Origin of the sequence: Lysinibacillus sp. UBA5994, assembly GCF_002429725.1 — a bacterium.
In the GTDB taxonomy this organism is placed as follows: Bacteria; Bacillota; Bacilli; order Bacillales_A; family Planococcaceae; genus Lysinibacillus; species Lysinibacillus capsici.
Map to the genome: position 1 here is coordinate 33,597 of NZ_DJAU01000005.1, position 17,474 is coordinate 51,070.

Annotated in this window: 20 protein-coding genes and 1 riboswitch; of the genes, 7 read left to right on the forward strand and 13 right to left on the reverse strand. The window is 36.2% G+C overall.

The genetic code is table 11. The annotated features are described in order from the left end of the window. Nucleotides 1-556: 556 nt before the first annotated feature. Both B3D98_RS01785 and B3D98_RS01790 read right to left on the reverse strand, forming a co-directional pair. Complete coding sequence (locus tag B3D98_RS01785) at nucleotides 557-1,843, reverse strand: tetratricopeptide repeat protein (RefSeq protein ID WP_288579963.1); 1,287 nt, start codon at nucleotides 1,841-1,843, stop codon at nucleotides 557-559. Between the two features lie 72 nt (nucleotides 1,844-1,915). Continuing rightward, entirely contained in the window at nucleotides 1,916-2,932 is a 1,017-nt protein-coding gene (locus tag B3D98_RS01790) for a YdcF family protein (RefSeq protein WP_269897902.1), read from the reverse strand. Nucleotides 2,933-3,116: 184 nt separating this feature from the next. Between B3D98_RS01790 and B3D98_RS01795 the strand changes: the two genes are divergently transcribed. Both B3D98_RS01795 and B3D98_RS01800 read left to right on the forward strand, forming a co-directional pair. Then, on the forward strand, nucleotides 3,117-3,578 hold the full coding sequence (locus B3D98_RS01795) for a hypothetical protein (protein ID WP_048394976.1): 462 nt from the start codon (nucleotides 3,117-3,119) through the stop codon (nucleotides 3,576-3,578). Next, nucleotides 3,566-3,853 (forward strand): DUF2653 family protein, encoded by a 288-nt coding sequence (locus B3D98_RS01800; protein WP_004224435.1) that lies wholly within the window; start codon nucleotides 3,566-3,568, stop codon nucleotides 3,851-3,853. Before B3D98_RS01795 ends, B3D98_RS01800 begins: the two co-directional genes overlap by 13 nt. A 49-nt stretch (nucleotides 3,854-3,902) precedes the next feature. On the opposite strand, the gene B3D98_RS01805 is transcribed toward B3D98_RS01800, so the two are convergent. The 4 genes from B3D98_RS01805 to B3D98_RS01820 all read right to left on the reverse strand — a co-directional run bounded on the left by B3D98_RS01805 (nucleotide 3,903) and on the right by B3D98_RS01820 (nucleotide 7,504). Then, nucleotides 3,903-4,271 carry an ion channel gene (locus tag B3D98_RS01805; protein ID WP_048394973.1) on the reverse strand — a complete coding sequence of 123 codons (369 nt, stop codon included), beginning with the start codon at nucleotides 4,269-4,271 and terminating at the stop codon, nucleotides 3,903-3,905. Between the two features lie 88 nt (nucleotides 4,272-4,359). Beyond that, nucleotides 4,360-5,985 (reverse strand): S-layer homology domain-containing protein, encoded by a 1,626-nt coding sequence (locus tag B3D98_RS01810; protein WP_269897904.1) that lies wholly within the window; start codon nucleotides 5,983-5,985, stop codon nucleotides 4,360-4,362. Nucleotides 5,986-6,094: 109 nt separating this feature from the next. Further along, complete coding sequence (locus B3D98_RS01815) at nucleotides 6,095-7,261, reverse strand: endonuclease Q family protein (RefSeq protein WP_269897905.1); 1,167 nt, start codon at nucleotides 7,259-7,261, stop codon at nucleotides 6,095-6,097. A gap of 72 nt (nucleotides 7,262-7,333) precedes the next feature. Next, nucleotides 7,334-7,504 (reverse strand): hypothetical protein, encoded by a 171-nt coding sequence (locus B3D98_RS01820; RefSeq protein ID WP_175400775.1) that lies wholly within the window; start codon nucleotides 7,502-7,504, stop codon nucleotides 7,334-7,336. A 181-nt stretch (nucleotides 7,505-7,685) separates the two neighbouring features. Here B3D98_RS01820 and B3D98_RS01825 point away from each other — a divergent pair, with 181 nt between their 5' ends. From B3D98_RS01825 to B3D98_RS01835, 3 genes are all read left to right on the forward strand, one after another. Then, nucleotides 7,686-8,264: a TetR family transcriptional regulator gene (locus tag B3D98_RS01825; protein ID WP_048394966.1), complete on the forward strand. Its 579-nt coding sequence runs from the start codon at nucleotides 7,686-7,688 to the stop codon at nucleotides 8,262-8,264. Nucleotides 8,265-8,338: 74 nt separating this feature from the next. Next, the gene (locus B3D98_RS01830; RefSeq protein WP_054548870.1) at nucleotides 8,339-8,692 is read left to right on the forward strand and encodes a DMT family transporter; all 354 of its coding nucleotides are present in this window, start codon (nucleotides 8,339-8,341) and stop codon (nucleotides 8,690-8,692) included. Then, nucleotides 8,692-9,006, forward strand: coding sequence for a DMT family transporter (locus B3D98_RS01835; protein WP_054548871.1), 315 nt, complete (start codon nucleotides 8,692-8,694; stop codon nucleotides 9,004-9,006). The genes B3D98_RS01830 and B3D98_RS01835 overlap by 1 nt, the downstream gene beginning before the upstream one ends. Before the next feature lie 89 nt (nucleotides 9,007-9,095). On the opposite strand, the gene dapF is transcribed toward B3D98_RS01835, so the two are convergent. The 3 genes from dapF to B3D98_RS01850 are packed head-to-tail and all read right to left on the reverse strand — an operon-like array spanning nucleotide 9,096 to nucleotide 11,849. After that, on the reverse strand, nucleotides 9,096-9,953 hold the full coding sequence (gene dapF, locus B3D98_RS01840) for a diaminopimelate epimerase (protein WP_288579970.1): 858 nt from the start codon (nucleotides 9,951-9,953) through the stop codon (nucleotides 9,096-9,098). Nucleotides 9,954-10,005: 52 nt separating this feature from the next. Beyond that, the gene (locus B3D98_RS01845) at nucleotides 10,006-10,797 is read right to left on the reverse strand and encodes a heme ABC transporter ATP-binding protein (protein ID WP_048394959.1); all 792 of its coding nucleotides are present in this window, start codon (nucleotides 10,795-10,797) and stop codon (nucleotides 10,006-10,008) included. A gap of 5 nt (nucleotides 10,798-10,802) precedes the next feature. After that, nucleotides 10,803-11,849, reverse strand: coding sequence for a FecCD family ABC transporter permease (locus tag B3D98_RS01850; protein ID WP_288579973.1), 1,047 nt, complete (start codon nucleotides 11,847-11,849; stop codon nucleotides 10,803-10,805). Between the two features lie 146 nt (nucleotides 11,850-11,995). Continuing rightward, a riboswitch (cobalamin riboswitch) is annotated at nucleotides 11,996-12,182 on the reverse strand. A gap of 153 nt (nucleotides 12,183-12,335) precedes the next feature. Here B3D98_RS01850 and B3D98_RS01855 point away from each other — a divergent pair. Together B3D98_RS01855 and B3D98_RS01860 are read left to right on the forward strand one after the other, a co-directional pair. Next, nucleotides 12,336-12,932 (forward strand): biotin transporter BioY, encoded by a 597-nt coding sequence (locus B3D98_RS01855; RefSeq protein ID WP_048394956.1) that lies wholly within the window; start codon nucleotides 12,336-12,338, stop codon nucleotides 12,930-12,932. A gap of 103 nt (nucleotides 12,933-13,035) precedes the next feature. After that, the gene (locus B3D98_RS01860; RefSeq protein ID WP_048394955.1) at nucleotides 13,036-13,605 is read left to right on the forward strand and encodes a YdhK family protein; all 570 of its coding nucleotides are present in this window, start codon (nucleotides 13,036-13,038) and stop codon (nucleotides 13,603-13,605) included. A 42-nt stretch (nucleotides 13,606-13,647) separates the two neighbouring features. Here B3D98_RS01860 and B3D98_RS01865 read toward each other — a convergent pair whose 3' ends face one another. The 4 genes from B3D98_RS01865 to B3D98_RS01880 all read right to left on the reverse strand — a co-directional run bounded on the left by B3D98_RS01865 (nucleotide 13,648) and on the right by B3D98_RS01880 (nucleotide 17,428). Then, nucleotides 13,648-14,349 (reverse strand): response regulator transcription factor, encoded by a 702-nt coding sequence (locus B3D98_RS01865; protein WP_048394952.1) that lies wholly within the window; start codon nucleotides 14,347-14,349, stop codon nucleotides 13,648-13,650. Beyond that, nucleotides 14,327-15,721, reverse strand: a complete 1,395-nt coding sequence (locus tag B3D98_RS01870) for a sensor histidine kinase (RefSeq protein ID WP_175400776.1) — start codon at nucleotides 15,719-15,721, stop codon at nucleotides 14,327-14,329. The genes B3D98_RS01865 and B3D98_RS01870 overlap by 23 nt, the downstream gene beginning before the upstream one ends. A 483-nt stretch (nucleotides 15,722-16,204) precedes the next feature. Further along, on the reverse strand, nucleotides 16,205-16,747 hold the full coding sequence (locus B3D98_RS01875; RefSeq protein ID WP_048394950.1) for an NADPH-dependent FMN reductase: 543 nt from the start codon (nucleotides 16,745-16,747) through the stop codon (nucleotides 16,205-16,207). 63 nt (nucleotides 16,748-16,810) lie between these two features. Beyond that, on the reverse strand, nucleotides 16,811-17,428 hold the full coding sequence (locus B3D98_RS01880) for a nitroreductase family protein (RefSeq protein WP_004224402.1): 618 nt from the start codon (nucleotides 17,426-17,428) through the stop codon (nucleotides 16,811-16,813). Between the last annotated feature and the right edge of the window lie 46 nt (nucleotides 17,429-17,474).

The window sequence follows — 17,474 nt, forward strand, 5'->3', positions numbered from 1 at the left end:
TACACGAAAAAATACCGATAAAATCTGATTAGTCAGATTTAATGGTTACATTCGATAGCGCAATTCCGTATGACAAACTTCCTCCAAAAGTATGTCGGGTACCCATTTGCTCAATTTATCCTAAGGTCATTTGCTCTCAGCAAACAGATATAGTCCCTACATGACTAACAGTAAATTATTTACGTATGCTTCTTTTCAAAATCACTCATTTACATTAATCATTTTATAAATGACTGTCAATCTTATTAATACCATTTTTTTACACAAAATGTATAAAAAGTCCTTGTTGTTAAATAAAGCGTAATAAACTATAAAAAAGCTACCACAATATTATTGGGTAGCTTTTTTAACTATTTTTTTGTTTATTATGCTTACTTGCTTTATATTTATTCTACTTTTTTATCGATCGTCTTCAAATTTCACTATACTAATATTTTTTATCCTCAATCATGATCTATCTAAATACTCGTAAAAAGCAGTATGATTTAGACTAAAATACCCATATACCCTAGCATTATAAATCATTCTAAAAGCCTATGTTTTTTTAACACTAAATTTACAATCCTTTAAGTTCCTGTAATATTTTAGCCGCTTCTTCGGATCCTGCATCTGCCGCGAGTCCATACCATTTAATAGCTTCTTTCAGATTTCTATCTAACCCTGTATCTTTATTAAAAATATGCCCCAATTGTAGCTTGGCTTCCACATCTCCTTGAAGTGCAGCCTGCTTAAACCAATGAATACCTTTTTCGAGATTGCGTATTCCTGCCAGACCATTACTCCATATATAACCTAAATCATAAAAGGCGTCTACATGATATTGCTCCGCAGCTCTTTCATACCAAAACAGACCACGATTGACATCTTTCGCTTGGCCTAAGCGCCCCTCTAAATAAATTCCACCAAGTCGATATTGTGCTTCCACATACCCTGCCTCAGCTGATTTTTTATAGGCGTTAAAAGCTTCTTTCTCATCTACCTCAACGCCTAACCCCTGCTCATAAATTATTCCTAACGTAAACATTGCCTCTGCCACATTCTTTTGTGCAGCATAATCAAACCATTTTTTTGCTAATGTATAATTCGTTGCTACGCCCTCGCCATTAAAGTACATATCTGCTAAATTATTGGCAGCGTCCGCATGTCCCTGCAAAGCTGCTTTTTCATAGTATGAAAAGGCAAGGGAATAATTTTCCTCCATACCTATGCCTCCAAAGCAAAAATTCCCAAGCATATATTGAGCATCTGCATTTCCCTGGGCAGCGGCTAGCTCAAACCATTTCAATGATTTTTCAGGTTGAAAATGTTTACCCTCTCTAGAATTATAGTATTCACCCAGTTGATATTGGGCATCCCCATCCTGCTCTTCAACCGCTTCTTTATACAAATCAATAATGAGCTCATGATCTAAGTCCTCTTCATCTAGAGCAGCAACTTGTTCATCTTGATGGCGTAAATACCACTCTACAATATCAAGCACATCATCTACTACTTCTATACTGTTTTTTAACTTTTCTAGCGAAGAAATTTGCCAAATGAGTATATAGATAGGCTGTGGAATGGCATCGCGCAAGACATCATCATATTCTGCCAACAGCGTTAATACATTCTCCTGTATCGATTGAGATTGCACTGTATGGACAATCTGTAAATGACGTTGTTGCTGTTCTTTTAATAACCCTCGTACTACTTGATACAGTATTTTCTGCAAGGCTGTTAGGTTAACTTCAGCGAATGTAAGTAATTTTATATTTTGAGCAAACCACTGATCTTGAGTTTGTGTAAGATTTTGTAGGGAAATTATTCGTTCTTTATTTCGCTTGGCTAAAATTTGCTCGTACATTATTTTCCTCCCTTGCACACTATGTAAAAAAACTGCCTTACCACTATTATATGGAAGACAGTTGAAGTTTGGTTACACATATGCTCTCAATAGTAAGCCTACGAATAGCGTAATAATTAAAAATACTGTGACATGGGTCCATTTATACATGGCTAATAAACCTATAAATTCTCGTGTGAATGCATTAGGAACATAGTAAAAAGCAGTTTTTGAACCAATCCCCTCAGCATCTAATGCTGCTTTCCTAGCATAAATACTTGCGCGAAACACATGGAAATTATTCGTAACAAAAATGGAACGATAGTTCTCTTCATGAGAATGGTGGTCCATTATTTGCTTTGAAAAGATCATATTTTGTTCTGTATTGGCTGAACAATCCTCCATAATTATCTTGTCAGTCGGAATATGATGTACTTCTATTAGGTATTGTTTCATTGCATATGCTTCTGATACCTTTTCATCATTTCCTTGACCACCAGAGACAATGATATAAGGCTTCATCTCATACTTTATATATTGCTTTACTGCTTCATCTAAACGGCTTGCTAAAAGTGGAGGTACTCTATCGCCAATTAATCCTGAACCTAATGCAATAATGTAATTTGGTTTATAACGTATTGGTGTAAGAAGATACAATATTGAATAAGCAAGGACACTAGTGTATAAGAACATTGTATAACCAAAAATCAAAAACGCATAGAAGAAAAGAATATGCCAAAATACATTTTCAATTTCAATAAAAATGACGAATACATACCATAACATCATAATAACAAAACTTAGCCCTAATATGGCTAACATTAAGTTACGGAATTTGCGTCCTTCCTTTTCCAATAATACTTTACTATTGAAAAACATGGCTATTGATAAAATAAACATAATACTTGGAAAGCTTCCTAATATAATGAATATCCCCATTTCAGAAATAATCCCCTGATCATTTGGTAGCAATAAAGGATAATGAATAATAAACGCTCTGACAATATATATCCCTATCACGCCAAGGGCTACAACGTTGAGAAAGCGCCTTTTTTCTGTTAGGTACAAAATGATAAAAATGGTAAGGAAGATTGATAAAGTTAGTAGCATTTTTTCACTCCTTCCTATTGCATAATTTCTACAATCATTACATCTGCCACTATTTGTCCATATTTTTTGATATAGCTTAATTTTTGAAAGCGTTTGTTTTATTTTTTAATATAGTTCATGTAATATTACTATATAAGAACTAGTTTATGATTAAATTAAAAATTATATTGGAGGAATGTATGTAATGAAAAAAATTCTTGCCGCTCTTTTTGCAGCGACACTGATATTTTCGACTGTTGGTGCAACATTATTTATTTCTGATACACCAACGGCAGAAGCTAAATCCTATAAATCGGGTAAAAAGGGCTTCTCTAACAATAATAATAGCTCGAATATCCAAAAGTCGGATACTACTAAAGATCAAAACAATGCAACAACAAATAAAAACAACTCAACATCTACTAATAAAGCAGATACTACTAAAAAAGGTGGTTTTTTCTCAGGTGGTCTGATGAAAGGATTAATGCTTGGCGGACTTGCTGGATTATTATTCGGTAGTCTATTTAGTGGTATGGGTATACTGGGGAATATTTTAGGTTTACTTATTAATGTGGCAGCAATTGTTGTTATTGTGATGCTTGTTGTGAAGATAATAAATATGTTTAAAGATAAAAAGCGCAAAGAGGAAGCACAATGGCACAAATAATCAACGAACAAGATATTATTAATGCTATTTGTTTATCTCAAGCCTACTATCAAAACATTCGCCCTGAGGATGTTCTTGTTGAATTAACTTACGAGGATGATGCAGGTTTTGGTGCAGAGGTCGAAGTCAACGGTCAAATCGAGGTGCTTAATACAGCAGCCATGATTGGTGCCTTACGTGTTTGGATCAAGGATGTTCTACACGGTGATCCATTCTCGACAGGGATTGAATTAGTTTTAGATGACGAAGAAGGCATTATTGCCAAACTATCATAAAAAAATAGCAGTACAATGAATCGTCCAAAAAATTCATTGTACTGCTATTTTACTTTTTCAAACGTTTTTTAACCTCTTCTTTTTCTTCTTCATTCAGAGAAAAATCTACGATAGAGCGTCCCAGCATTAATAACATGATAAACATTACTCCTGTACCAACAATTAAATAAATCATTGTAAATACTTTAGAATAAGCCGTTGTTGGATATAGTCCTGTTTCGACTCCAGTTGGAATTAAGCTCACTACAGCAAAATACATGGCATCCAACCAGTACCATCCTTCTGTCCCCTTGTAGAATAGAGTTCCTGATAGAATGATTAAAAATAGTGTAGTAAATAATGATAGGAACTGTGGACGTTTAAAGGACCTCCACAGTCCTTTTCCTAATCTTTTAGCAGATAATATAAATGACAGCATCCCATTCTCCTTTATTTAGATAGACTATACTTCGTTTTTTACGAAAACATCAAAAGGTAGAGGAGACAATCCCCCTACCTTTTAATGATTATTGAATGAGTAGCTGACTAAGATTGGTAAATATTTTAGCTGCTTGACCTCTTGTTGTGACAGCCTCAGGTGAAAATTTCCCTCCATCCCCTGTCACGATTCCTAATTCATACAGCATTGTGATTGCACGTTTGGTTTCTGCATTATATGAAGCGACATCTACAAATGGCACATTACCTTTTGCAATATACGGCTGATTAGATTGCTGTTCATAAGCGCGATGAATCATTAAAGCTAATTGAGCGCGTGTCACAGGGTGTCCAGGCTTAAATTTCCTATCTGTTCCTTTAATAAGACCATGTACATATGCTGCCGCAATTTCTGCCTGTGTTGCTGCATCATAATTTTCGATATCAGTAAATGGTGCTTTTTCTTCTGTAGTTAAGCCAAGGCTTCTTACAAGAATAGCTGCAGCTTGGGCACGTGTTACACTACTCTCAGGTCTAAATGTCCCATCAGTATAGCCGTTCATTATACCTATATTTGCAGCTGTTTGAATATAATCTTTTGCCCAATGATTCTGTGTATCTGTAAAGCTAACTGTTCCTTTCGTAGTGAAAGTTACTGTAGGATTTTGAACACTTTCATTACCAGCAGCATCAATTGCTTTGATAGATACATTGTAGGTTGTATTTTCTATTAAATCTTTGAGCGTAATTGTAGTAGTGTCAGCATTTAATGTTGAAGTTAATTTTCCATTCACATAGACAAGGTAATTTGCTACGCCTACATTATCTGTCGCTTCTTGCCAGCTAACCTTAACAGTTGTACGATCTTTTACCTCTACTCCAATAGCCTGCGTGACATCCCATAAAGAGCTTGTTTTAATGATTGGTAAAAATGCTTCATTTGCTACTGCTAAATAACCAGCTTCACTTAAATGAATATTTTCAGGGTTTGGTAGATAGTTGGCAACATCCTTTGCAACAACATCATATGTAGGAACAAAAATAGCGCCCGCTTTTTCAGTAGTTGTTTTAATTGTTGCATTCAATGTAGCTAATAACAAATTAAATTGTTTTTGTAAGTTCTCACTATAGTATGGGAAGGAATTATAATAGCCCATTACATATACTTCAGCTTGTGGATTAATCTTTTTGATTTCAGATAGAATAGTAGCAATGTTCGATACAGCTTCTTTAGTAGCTTTTATGATAGCCACAGTGTCAATTCCCGTTGCTTGAGATTCTTTTAATATTGGCAATAGATCATTTGCCCCAGCTGTTAATGTGATGATTTCAGCTTCTTTAATAGAAGCCCGTAACTTTGCCTGTTCGTCTGTATAGCCAAAACCAGTCACTGTTTTTGCAACATCATTTTGTAGATCAGCTAAAACATTTTTAGTTGTGTAGCCTGACATAGCAAAGCCCTTATTAAAGGAAGTAAGGAAGCCGTCTTGCTGTAATGCCTGTGCAATAAAATCGGTATAGCCTAATCCAATTACACCTACTTCATTCATTCCATGTGCTAATGAATCACCAAGTGCCACATAATCGGTTTGTACAACCCAACTTGGTGCTATATGGTCACCCTGTCCTTCTTCTGCACTAGCTGCTACAGGTATAGCTAATTGCAAAGCCAATACACTTGAAGCTAAAAAACGAAATTTCTTTGATAATCGCATTTACTCTCTCCTCTACTTATAAAATAGTCGTTATTTTCACTATTTTACTAGAGGAACGATAAAAATAGGTTAAATTACAACAATCTTTTTGAAACATTTCATTTTTTATCTAATTAACCTGTATCTTTCCATAAATCCCACCACCACCAACTTCAATGGCTAATTGACCCGTTCTCGCTAAATCGATTAAATGGGCTAGTTTATGTGGCACAATTTGTTCAAGCTGGTCGATTGTTACACGATGCAAAATATTCATTTCTGTACCAAATGCTTCGATTAAACGTTCCATCATTTTAGGACCAATACCTGGAATGAAATCAAGTGGTATCTGATGAATATAAGGTGGTCTATTTCGTTTATCGGGAAAGTCTTCAGATAGCTCTTGTATACGGGTAGCTACTCCCTTTATAATTTGAGTACTCCCACATTCTGTACAAATGGTAGCCTCTTTACTTAGCTGTTGACTACATTTTGCACAAACTGTTTGATGATATTTGCCAAGCAAAGGGTTTAGGCCATAATTGGCTATTATCGCTCGTCCCTCTTGCTCATGCAGGGCCATTTTTAATTCTGTAAAATTCGCTTCTGCTAATCGTAACTTTTGATACTCTCGTGCTAATTTCCCAAGCGAATGTGCATCAGAATTGCTAACGAATGTATATGCTTGTAATTCTTTAATATGACTTACCATATTTGTATCAGAGCTTAAACCTAATTCAATACCATCAATAAGCTGCGGATCAAAGACTTCAGTTAAACTTCGACGAACCCCTTTGCCAAACAAGCTTTTAAATGGTGTAAATACATGTGCAGGAATAAAAATACCTCCCAATTCATGTACCTTTTGCTGCAAGGTCTGACCATCACAATAAATACGCTGTGAACTTAAATGGATATTCTTCATATGTTGTGACATCCATTCTGAGAACAGCTTCATGAGCTCTAGTGTAGGAAAGTAAGCAAGCACATGAATAGGACCCTGACAATGTTGATCATAAATTTCGATCTCTGATCCGGGAATTAAAGTGGTTTCCTGAAATCGCAGACCACCTTCTTTAAGTTCTTGTAGTTCTCCGTGTTCAATCATCCTCACCATTTCTTCGATTACTTCAGGTGAGTGACAGTCAATGATCCCAATGATGTCTAATCCCTTTCTTGCACTAGCCGTCTCTAAAATTCGTGCTAATGTTAACGTTTTACTGCCAGTAATTTTCACTGCCCTTCCACTAGAAGTACGTCCAATATGAATATGTAAATCAGCATAGAATTCATTCAATTCAAACACTCCTTTAAATACATTCTATAAAACGAAAATACCTTACATTACTGCAAGGCATTTCTCACTTCATTATGATGGATGATTTGTAGTAGTGCTATTATTTGACTCAAAAGCGCCGGAACCGTGTGATGGTGTGGAGGAAGCATCATAGGCAACTAATGTTACACCAATCTTTTCTTCAAGCTCATTAATTTTTTCTAGTTGCTGCGGGTCTAATTGTGCAAACTTAATTTCTTTCATGGTCATCAATCCTTTCAATTATACAATTCCCCGAAATATAGAAAATATACTCCTTCGCATAATTGTGGAATTACAAACGAACATTGGATAATAAAAATGACTGATAATCAGTCATTTTTATTGACATTATTTTTCTTATTCTATAACATAATAATTAAGTAAGGCAAAAGTGAGGGATTGCATGTCAAAAGAAGAAAAAATTATTCAAGCTGCCATTGAGGTTTTTCGAGAAAAAGGTATAGAAAAAACAAAAGTTTCAGATATCGTTAAAGCTGCTGGGATCGCTCAAGGAACATTTTATCTTTATTTCCCATCACGCCTTTCTGTTATGCCTGCTATTGCAAAAAATATGGTAGAAAGAATTATTGCTACCTTAGATGAAGGTATTTCAAGTCATAAGCCCTTTGAACAGCAACTTGAAGAGGTTGTGGAAATGGTTTTCTTAATCACGAAAGATTATGGAGATATCGTTGCACTTATTTATGCAGGTATTGCGCAAACTGAGCATTTAAAAGAATGGGAAAATATATATGCACCCTATTATGACTGGATGAGTCATTTCTTATTATCTGGCCAGCAACAGGGAATGATACGTGATTCAATTGACCCAACACGTTCTGCTAAACTGATGATTGGTCTAATTGAATCTGCTGCTGAACAAATTTATTTATTTGATGATAGCAAGGACGAAACAATGAAATTGCTCAAGCTTGAGCTTATAGACTTCCTATCTCACGCACTTGGCCTACGTCACCCATAAAAGTGACGTTCTCTTTTACCTCGAAAATGACTGAATGTCAGTCATTGTATTACCTAATAGAAAGGATTTTATTGATGAAAAAAGAATGGATGTACGTCGTTTTAACAAGTTTATTTGAATTGCTTTGGGTATTTGGCTTTAACGTAGCAAGCTCATGGTGGCATTGGATAATTATTGTGACAATCATTGCTATAGATTTTCATTTCTTATCGAAGGCTTGTGAGAGCTTACCTACTGGTACAGTCTACGCTATTTTCGCTGGAGCAGGTGCAATCGGTACCACATTAATGGATATTTTCATTTTCGAAGGAGAATTTAATGCCATTAAAGGACTGTTCATGATTATTTTATTATTAGGTGTGATTGGTCTAAAATTAGCGGATAATTCCTCTAAAGAGCAGGTGCAAACGAAAGGAGAGAATGTATAATGGGTTGGGTACTTATTATCTTAGCTGCATTGTCTGAAATTATAGGTGTGGTTGGCTTACGCTTCTATAGTCAGCATAAAACATTACGAAACTTAATGTTATATATTGGTGGTTTTGGTGTGTCTTTTGCCCTTTTATATGCATCCTTCAACTATTTGCAGTTAAGCATTGCCTATGTTGTTTGGGTAGGAATTGGTACTGTTGGAGCTGTACTCGTAAATATCATTTTCTTTGGCGAATCTAAAAATCTATCACGTATTATCAGTATCATAGCAATTATCATAGGTGTAGCAGGCTTAAAAGCAGTATCTTAATGGCTTTACAATATAGGACGCCACTCTTAAATCGGAGGCGTCCTGTATTCATTTATTTAAAATGGCATAACGAAGAAGGATGGGAGTAATTAAGATAAAAATTCATAAATACCTTCCGCAATAAATTCTGCAGGTCCACGCATCCAGATATGGTCATTGTCAGCCCATCGAATGACTAAGTCACCGCCCCTAAGTTGGACTACTATCTCTTCTTCCTTCTGACAAAAACCATTTAATATAGCAGCCACTACCGCTGCACAAGCACCTGTCCCACATGCCTCTGTTATACCCGAACCTCGTTCCCAAACGCAGCATTTTAATGCCTTCTCATGAACAACCTCTACAAACTCAACATTGCAACGATAAGGAAATCTCATATCGTTTGCTATAATACCGCCTAATGTTCTTAATGGTGCTTGCTCGATCGCATTCACAAAAACTACAGTATTCGGATTGCCCAAAAACAAAGCTGTTACCAAAAGAGATTGTTGGGGTAAAGGAAATATCTCATTGATGACAAGCTCATTTGGGTTTCCTAACATCGGAATGTCTTTGCGCAATAAGAGAGGTTTGCCCATATCGACAATCACTTCTATTACACGATTGTCTTGCACCACTACCTGTGCCAGCATAATCCCGGATTTCGTTTCAATCGTAATTAGCTCTTGTCGTACAATATGACGTTCAAAAATATACTTAGCAACACAGCGAAGACCGTTACCACAATTTGTCCCCTCAGATCCATCTTTATTAAATACACGCATACCACAGTCAGCAATTTTAGAGGGTTGGATAATAATCAATCCATCTGAGCCAATACCAGTATGGACATTGGCCATTTTTTGAGCCAATTCACAAAAGATATCTTCCTTGTAATCATGTTGGAAAAGATCAAGATAGATATAGCTGTTGCCAATACCATGCATTTTCGTAAAGGCTATTTGCATACAGTCACTCCTTAAAGGATGTTTTATGTATCTAATAGAAGATGAAACTTTTCTATATTTGGCTAAACCCCTTCGTGAACTGTTCAGGAACATATGTAAGATACGGCTTCCCTGTCATTGGATGTATTTGAATATCCGCAAAAACACCAAATACATCTTGCAGCACTGTTGGCGTAAGTACTTCCTCTGGTGTACCATGACAAACTATTCGCCCTTGCTGTAAAACGTAAATTTGATCGCAATACATAGCAGCAATATTCAAATCATGTAAAGCTGCTACTACGGTTAAATGCAAAGTCTGAATTAAATCCATAAGTTGAAGTTGATGTTGAATATCTAAATGATTCGTCGGCTCATCTAATATTAATATCTGTGCTTGTTGAGCGAGTGCCCTTGCAACCATGACACGTTTTTTCTCGCCACCAGAAAGCGAACTAAAGCTTCGTTTCTCTAAATGCGATATGCCCGTTTGTCTAAGAGCCTCTTTAACAATTTGAAAATCTTTCTCTTGATCAAGCTCTAACAGCTTTTTATGTGGGGTTCTTCCCATACTGACTAAATCATGCACAGTGAAATCAAATAATACGGGTGTCTCTTGGCTTACAACAGCCAAATTTTTCGCAATTGCTTTACTTGATTGCTTTAATATATCTTGCTCATTTAATACTACTGATCCACTTTCAGGTTTTAGGAGACGATACATATTTTTTAACAATGTTGATTTTCCGCTCCCATTAGGACCAATTAATCCAACAAATTGCTTTTCTTTTATTTGAATGCTTACATCATGCAGTATACGCTGATCGTAAATGGAGAATGATACTTTTTTCGCTTCTAATGTCATGGAAGTTAATCTCCTTCACCGAAAGAATAGTTGTTACGACGGAGAAGCCAAATGAAAAATGGTCCTCCACAAAAAGCTGTAATAATACCAATTGGCATTTCCTGAGGAGCAATAATAATTCGAGCAAAGGCATCTGCCCATACTAAGAATATTCCACCTATTAAAGCACTGATAGGTATTACGTATTTATAGTTTGAGCCCACAATTAAACGCACAATATGGGGAATAATCAATCCCACAAATCCTATAGAACCACTAACTGCGACAAGCACACCTGTTAATAGAGATACTAGTAGTATTAACTGAATACGGAATTGCTGAAGATTAACGCCTAATGTCACTGCCGCCTCTTCTCCTAGTAATAATAAATTTAAATTGCGATAGTGTAGCCACAGTAGCCCAAATACAACCAAGAATACGAAAGCTGGAATCACAATATTATTCCATTTGGCTCCAGCTAAACTACCTAGCATCCAAAACATAACAGCCTTTAAGGCCCCTTCTTGCTTTGACATCATTAAAATAAAGTTAGAGATAGACGTTAAGATAAAGGACACAGCCATGCCTGCCAATAGCAAGCGGAAAATAGAGACACGTCCCCCAACACGTGATAAGAAAAAGACAAGTGCAATGGCAAGTAATGAACCAAGGAATGCGGATACTGAAAGAGCGTAAATACCTAAAAATGAAAAGGCTCCTAAAATAATCACAGAAGTAGCTCCGACAGCTGCCCCTGAAGAAATCCCTAGAATATACGGGTCTGCAATAGAATTACGTACTAGTGCCTGAATGGCTGCCCCTGCAATAGCTAACCCCGCTCCTACTATCGCAGCTAGCAAAACACGAGGTGCTCTTATTTGCCAGATGATGATTTCCTGAGAGCGACTCCAATCTTGCTCGATCGAATTTTGTATAAAAGGAATTTTAGAAAGAATAACTTTCCATACATATAACGGTGTAACTGAAACTGAGCCAACCATTACAGCAAAGGTCATTGAAACAATTAATACCATGAAAAGTACGAAGGAAAATAACATAAATTTTTTATTCATCTGTTTTAAACTCCTACTGAATATTGATGAATGAAGCAATAAAAAAAGGTATCCCATGCGAAAATGCGCATAGAAATACCCAAGATTAAACAAAGTCAGAAAAATATCCAGCTATTGTCCGTAATTGCTTGCATCCTCGTGGGCATTACAGGTATTACTAAATGGCAGGTCTCCTGGCTTCGATTCACTATCCTATAATTGCCTTCCCATTCTTAAACAGTGGCAAATCATATTATAGGATTCCTCGTTACAGTTGCGGGACAGCGTCGGACTTCCACCGACTTCCCTTTTAAGTGACATTCAAAATGTCACACCAATAGTATTTGAAGTTATAAAATTGTGACGGTTCTATCATACATTTTTATAGATAGATAGTCTACTTCAATTTAATTCAGCAATTGAGTTAACTAATATAAATAATAAAGTTGACACAAATACATTCGTTTTTTACACTAGCAGTAATAACTTATAAAACGAGGTGAAATCATGGCAACTGTTACACAACATAGTCACCATAAGTTAAGAACTGTTGACATTACCTACATTGGATTATTTACAACGTTAATGATGGTGGGTGCTAATATCACTTCCTTTGCACCTTTTATGGTAGTTGGTGGTGTACCCATTACGCTTCAAACCTTCTTTGCAATTTTAGCAGGGCTTATTCTTGGTAGTAGAAAAGGTGCGCTCGCCTGCACAATTTATATGTGCGTAGGATTGGCAGGAGCTCCTGTCTTTGCTCGTTTCGGGGGTGGAATTGGCCAAATTTTAAGCCCTACCTTTGGGTTTATTATTACATTTATATTTGCGGCATTTGTTGCGGGGTTAATCGTAGAACGAAGCGGAACAAAGAAAAGTTTTATCGTAGCTGCTTTGGTAGCAACGGCTATAAATTATTTGATAGGAACAAATTGGATGTTTTTTGCCTATAAGCTATGGGCAAGTGCGCCAGAGAATTTTTCATATAAGCTCGCTTGGCTTTGGATGATTCCTCCACTACCAAAAGATATTATTTTAGCTATTTTTGCTGGTATCTTCGCCCATAGATTACAAAAAACATTGAAGATCATGCCCATTCAATAGCATATCTCCCCGCCAGACTAGAGAAATGTTTTTCATAGGTTATATCCATCGTTTCTGCACATTTATTTGCTACATTAGGAGCACATAGTGAGGAGGATATCATATGAAATTCAATAAAAGATGGTCAGTCGGACTATTATCAGTAGTCGCTCTAATTAGTTTATCGGCTTGTACAGAGGATCAAACAAAACCTGCGTCCACTTCTAATGAAGCTGCTGAAGAAATGGATCATTCTACAATGAACCATTCAAGTTCTGGCGAAGTACCAGTAACGTTAAAAAAAGCTGAAAATCCGAAATTTCCTATAGGAAGCACAGCCATTATTACAGATGGACATATGGAAGGTATGAAAGGGGCCGAAGCAACAATAGTAGGTGCCTATACTACAACTGCCTATGTTATTTCCTATGAGCCTACATCTGGTGGAAAGCGAATAGAAAAGCATAAGTGGGTAATTCATGAAGAATTAATTGACCCACAAGAAGCACCACTGGCTCCTGGAACAGAAGTAAAAACGGACGCAACACATATGGAAGGTATGGAAAATGCGACTGTCCTTATTGACGAGGCTGTGCAAACAACTGTATATATGGTTGATTATACTTCCACTACAAGTGGTGAAGCTGTAACAAATCATAAATGGGTAACAGAAGAAGAGCTTAGTCCAAAATAATAGAAAATAACCTCTACCTTCAATTCTGGTAGAGGTTATTTTCTAGCTTTTATGTTCCATTTGCTTTCTCTTTGCAGACTTATGCCATTTATAGCCGATGCCCCAAACGGTTTGCAAGTAATCATCCGCCGGAAAACCACTTTTTCTTAATTTTTCTCGTAAATTACGTACATGTGAATCAATGGTACGATCTTCAATCGTTACATCATATCCCCAAACGGCATGTATAAGGTGTTCTCTAGAAAATGCTCTATTTTGATAATCTAAAAATAGGGCGAGCATGGCAAATTCCTTTGGTGTTAATGGAATTGCCTTATGTTGAAAATATACTTCAAAGGACTCTCTATCTAAACAAAGCCCTTCAAAGTTAATCACTTTTTCTTCAGATATCGTTCTTCTTAATACAGCATGTATGCGTGCTAACAATTCTTCCTCATCAAAAGGCTTTAAAACGTAGTCATCAGCACCAAGATTTAAACCTTTTACAATATCAGCGTGTTCTCCTTTTGCAGTAAGCATAATGATAGGAACATCCCAAAACTTCCTAATTTCCTGGCAAACCTGCCACCCATCCATCTCTGGCATCATAATATCCAAAAGAACTAAATCCACATGCTCTTCTTCTAAAAAATGCAATGCCTCTTGTATAGAAGACATTGCTCTACAATTAAATAGTGGTTCCAAATAAAGGGTTAATAAATCTAACATTCTTGGTTCATCATCAATGCATAAAATCGTTTTCATTCATTTCTACTCCTTTAAATGATAATTCAAAAGTAGTCCCTTTATTTATTTCACTTCTAACCTTTATTTCTCCCCCATGTGCTTGTACTAGCTCCTTGACAATAGCAAGCCCAAGTCCAGATCCACCTAAAGCACGACTACGTGATTTTTCCACTCGATAAAACCGATCAAAAATATACGGTAAATCCTTCTTTGGAATTCCTTTCCCTGTGTCTTCAACGATGATGCTTAAAATTCCACTGTCTTGTTTTACAGTGACTGTAGTCATATCTCCTGGTGCACAATAGATTAATGCATTATTTAATAGATTAATCAGAATTTGCTCAAGTCTTGCTTCATCTGCACATAGTGTTAAGCCATTATCACAACGTACAACTAAATAGATACCTTTATCTTGAAAAGCGGGACTTAATTTTTCTTCAATGCTTGTAAAAAACGGCTCTAAATGTAAGCAATGTTTTTCAATTACAAATGAGTTTTCATCCATTTTCGCTAAATCAAATAAATCTTTGATTAATCTAGAAAGTCTATTTGTTTCTTCTATTATAATAGCTAAATACTTTTGACGATCTTGCCCTGTTAAATCCCGTTTAGCAAGAATGTCTGTATAGCCTTTAATAAAAGTTAGCGGTGTACGAAGCTCATGTGCAATACTCGATAAAAACTCCTTACGCTCTTGCCTTAGATGATTTAAATCATTGGATAAAAGCTGGATAGCATTTGATAAATCCCCAAGCTCATCTTTTCCATTCGTAGAAAGAGCAACTGTAAAATCACCCTTACTCATTTTCAATGTAGCCTCTTTCATTTGAATAAGTGGCTTAGCCAGCTTACGAGATAGAACAACAATGACTGCAATACTGACTAGACCAGATACAATACCCACAATGAGAAAATGCTTATTCAGCCGTTTCATTAATGCATGGATGGAATCGGTATTTTGAAACATAAATACATAGCCAATCGTTCCTTGCTGATTTTGAATAGGGCTTATAGTCGCAATTGCTTTAACTTCTTGCCAATTGTCTTGTAAAACCCTTCCTTCATAAGGTATTTCCCCCTCTATTTCACGAATCAGATCACTGATTTCTTGATGTGGCTGTGAGGATGCAAGGATTGTCCCGAAATGGTCAGTCACCACGACATCTGTACTTGCTTCTGATTCCATAAGAACGACATGTGCTAGTGTTTCATTATTGAAGTTCTGTTCTAATATAGTACGATGTGAATTTCCTCTCGCTTGTAAACGCTCTAGTTCCTCTTCCACTCTAGAATTCGTCAGGGAAACATGCAAAAAAAACATCATAAAGGTTTCAATACAAAACAATGTGATGAAGAAGATAATGCCCAGCTTTAATGATAATTTTCTCATCCGTAACCACCATTTTAGAATTTCTTAAAAGTATATCTTGAAAGTGTGAAGATTTCATGCAGAAGTAGCATCTTTCCAAACAAAAAATGCCCATAAGTATATTGTATACCTATGGGTCATAGTATTGAACATTCATTAGAATTTGTATGAAAAAGGCTTGCCGTTTCACAAGAATTACCATCTTAGCAAAGATTTTATGGGTAACTAATCACTTCTCCAAGTGCCTATCCTTTCTCTAATGGGCTATTTTATCCGCTACTGCTAATATGAAAAATAATCTCTTGATGTATGGTTGATGGGAGAGGAGCTAGCGTCACAGAGTAGACCCTAGAGCGAACGGAATTGAGGGAAGCGGCATCGGACGCTAGCGGAACCGAAATCAACCATTCGCCTTAACAAAAGAGCTTTTTTTGCTAGTGACATCCTCTTTTTTTCAACAATATAACCCATAAGTATATTGTATACTTATGGGTTATATTTTAATTAAACGTATTTTTTTGCCCAACTTAAGAAATTATCAATAACTACGTCAAGGAATTTCACTGTACCTTCATCAGTTAAATTGCCTTCTTCATCAAATTTAGTGTGAACAGCACCAATATAAACGTCATTACCGCTAAGTAATGGTGAGTTAATGCCTGGAGAGAATAAAATATCACGTAAATGTAATTGTGCTTTTACAGTACCTAAGTTCCCCATTGATGCACCCATAATGATAGATGGTTTGCCAATCATTACTTTATCTACACGAGATAGCCAATCAATAGCATTTACCATAACCCCAGGAACTGTACCATTATATTCAGGTGTAACCCAAAGTACAGCGTCTGCAGCTTTTACTTTTGCTTTAAAATCAAGAACTGCTTGTGGAGCCTCATTTTCAATATCTTGATTATACATTGGTAGGTCCTTTAAGCTTAATACTTCAAGATCTAACTTTTCTGTATAACGTTTTTGAATAAATTGAGCTAATTGCATATTATAAGATTCTTTACGGATACTACCTACGATTGCTACTACTTTCATGATGTTTCCTCCTAAATGTACATTATTCTTAGTATTTGTATAGCTATTGTATTTTATACCATTTCAATAATAAATGGCAAATTCTTCAACTGGCTTGCGATACCCACGTAATCGACGACTGCTTTCTTTTTCTTTTCCAATAGTAATCATTAAGGCTATTTCATGTGTTTCTGGCACATTGAAAAGCTCACGCATTTTCTGATTATCAAAGCCAATCATTGGGCAAGTGTCCCAACCACGATTTTTCGCAGCTAGCATGAATAACATTGCAGACAGAGAAGCATTACGAATGGCTTCATCTTTCATGAATCCTTCACCGCGATCCTCATAAAATCTTGTATTCTCTGCTACAATATCCTCTAGTTCACCCGCTGTAATTATGCCTAAATCCACCATGCCCTGACTTAACTCAGCAGTATTTTTATATGCTTCCTTGTCACCTAGTACAAGAATTACACCTGAAGCTGAATGTACTTTATATTGACCATATGCTGCCTCTCTCACCTTTTCTTTCATATCCTCATCCAGCACAACAATATAATTAGCATGCTGTAAGTTAAATGCTGAAGGGGCAAGCTTAACATCCTCCAAAATAGGGCGTATATCTTCTTCAGTCATTTTAACGTCCTTGATAAAATTATTAGCAGAGCGACGCTTATCAATCAGCTTGGAAAATTCCATTTTTTTATCCCCCAATACAGTTATGTATACATCCAGTGGGGCTTTG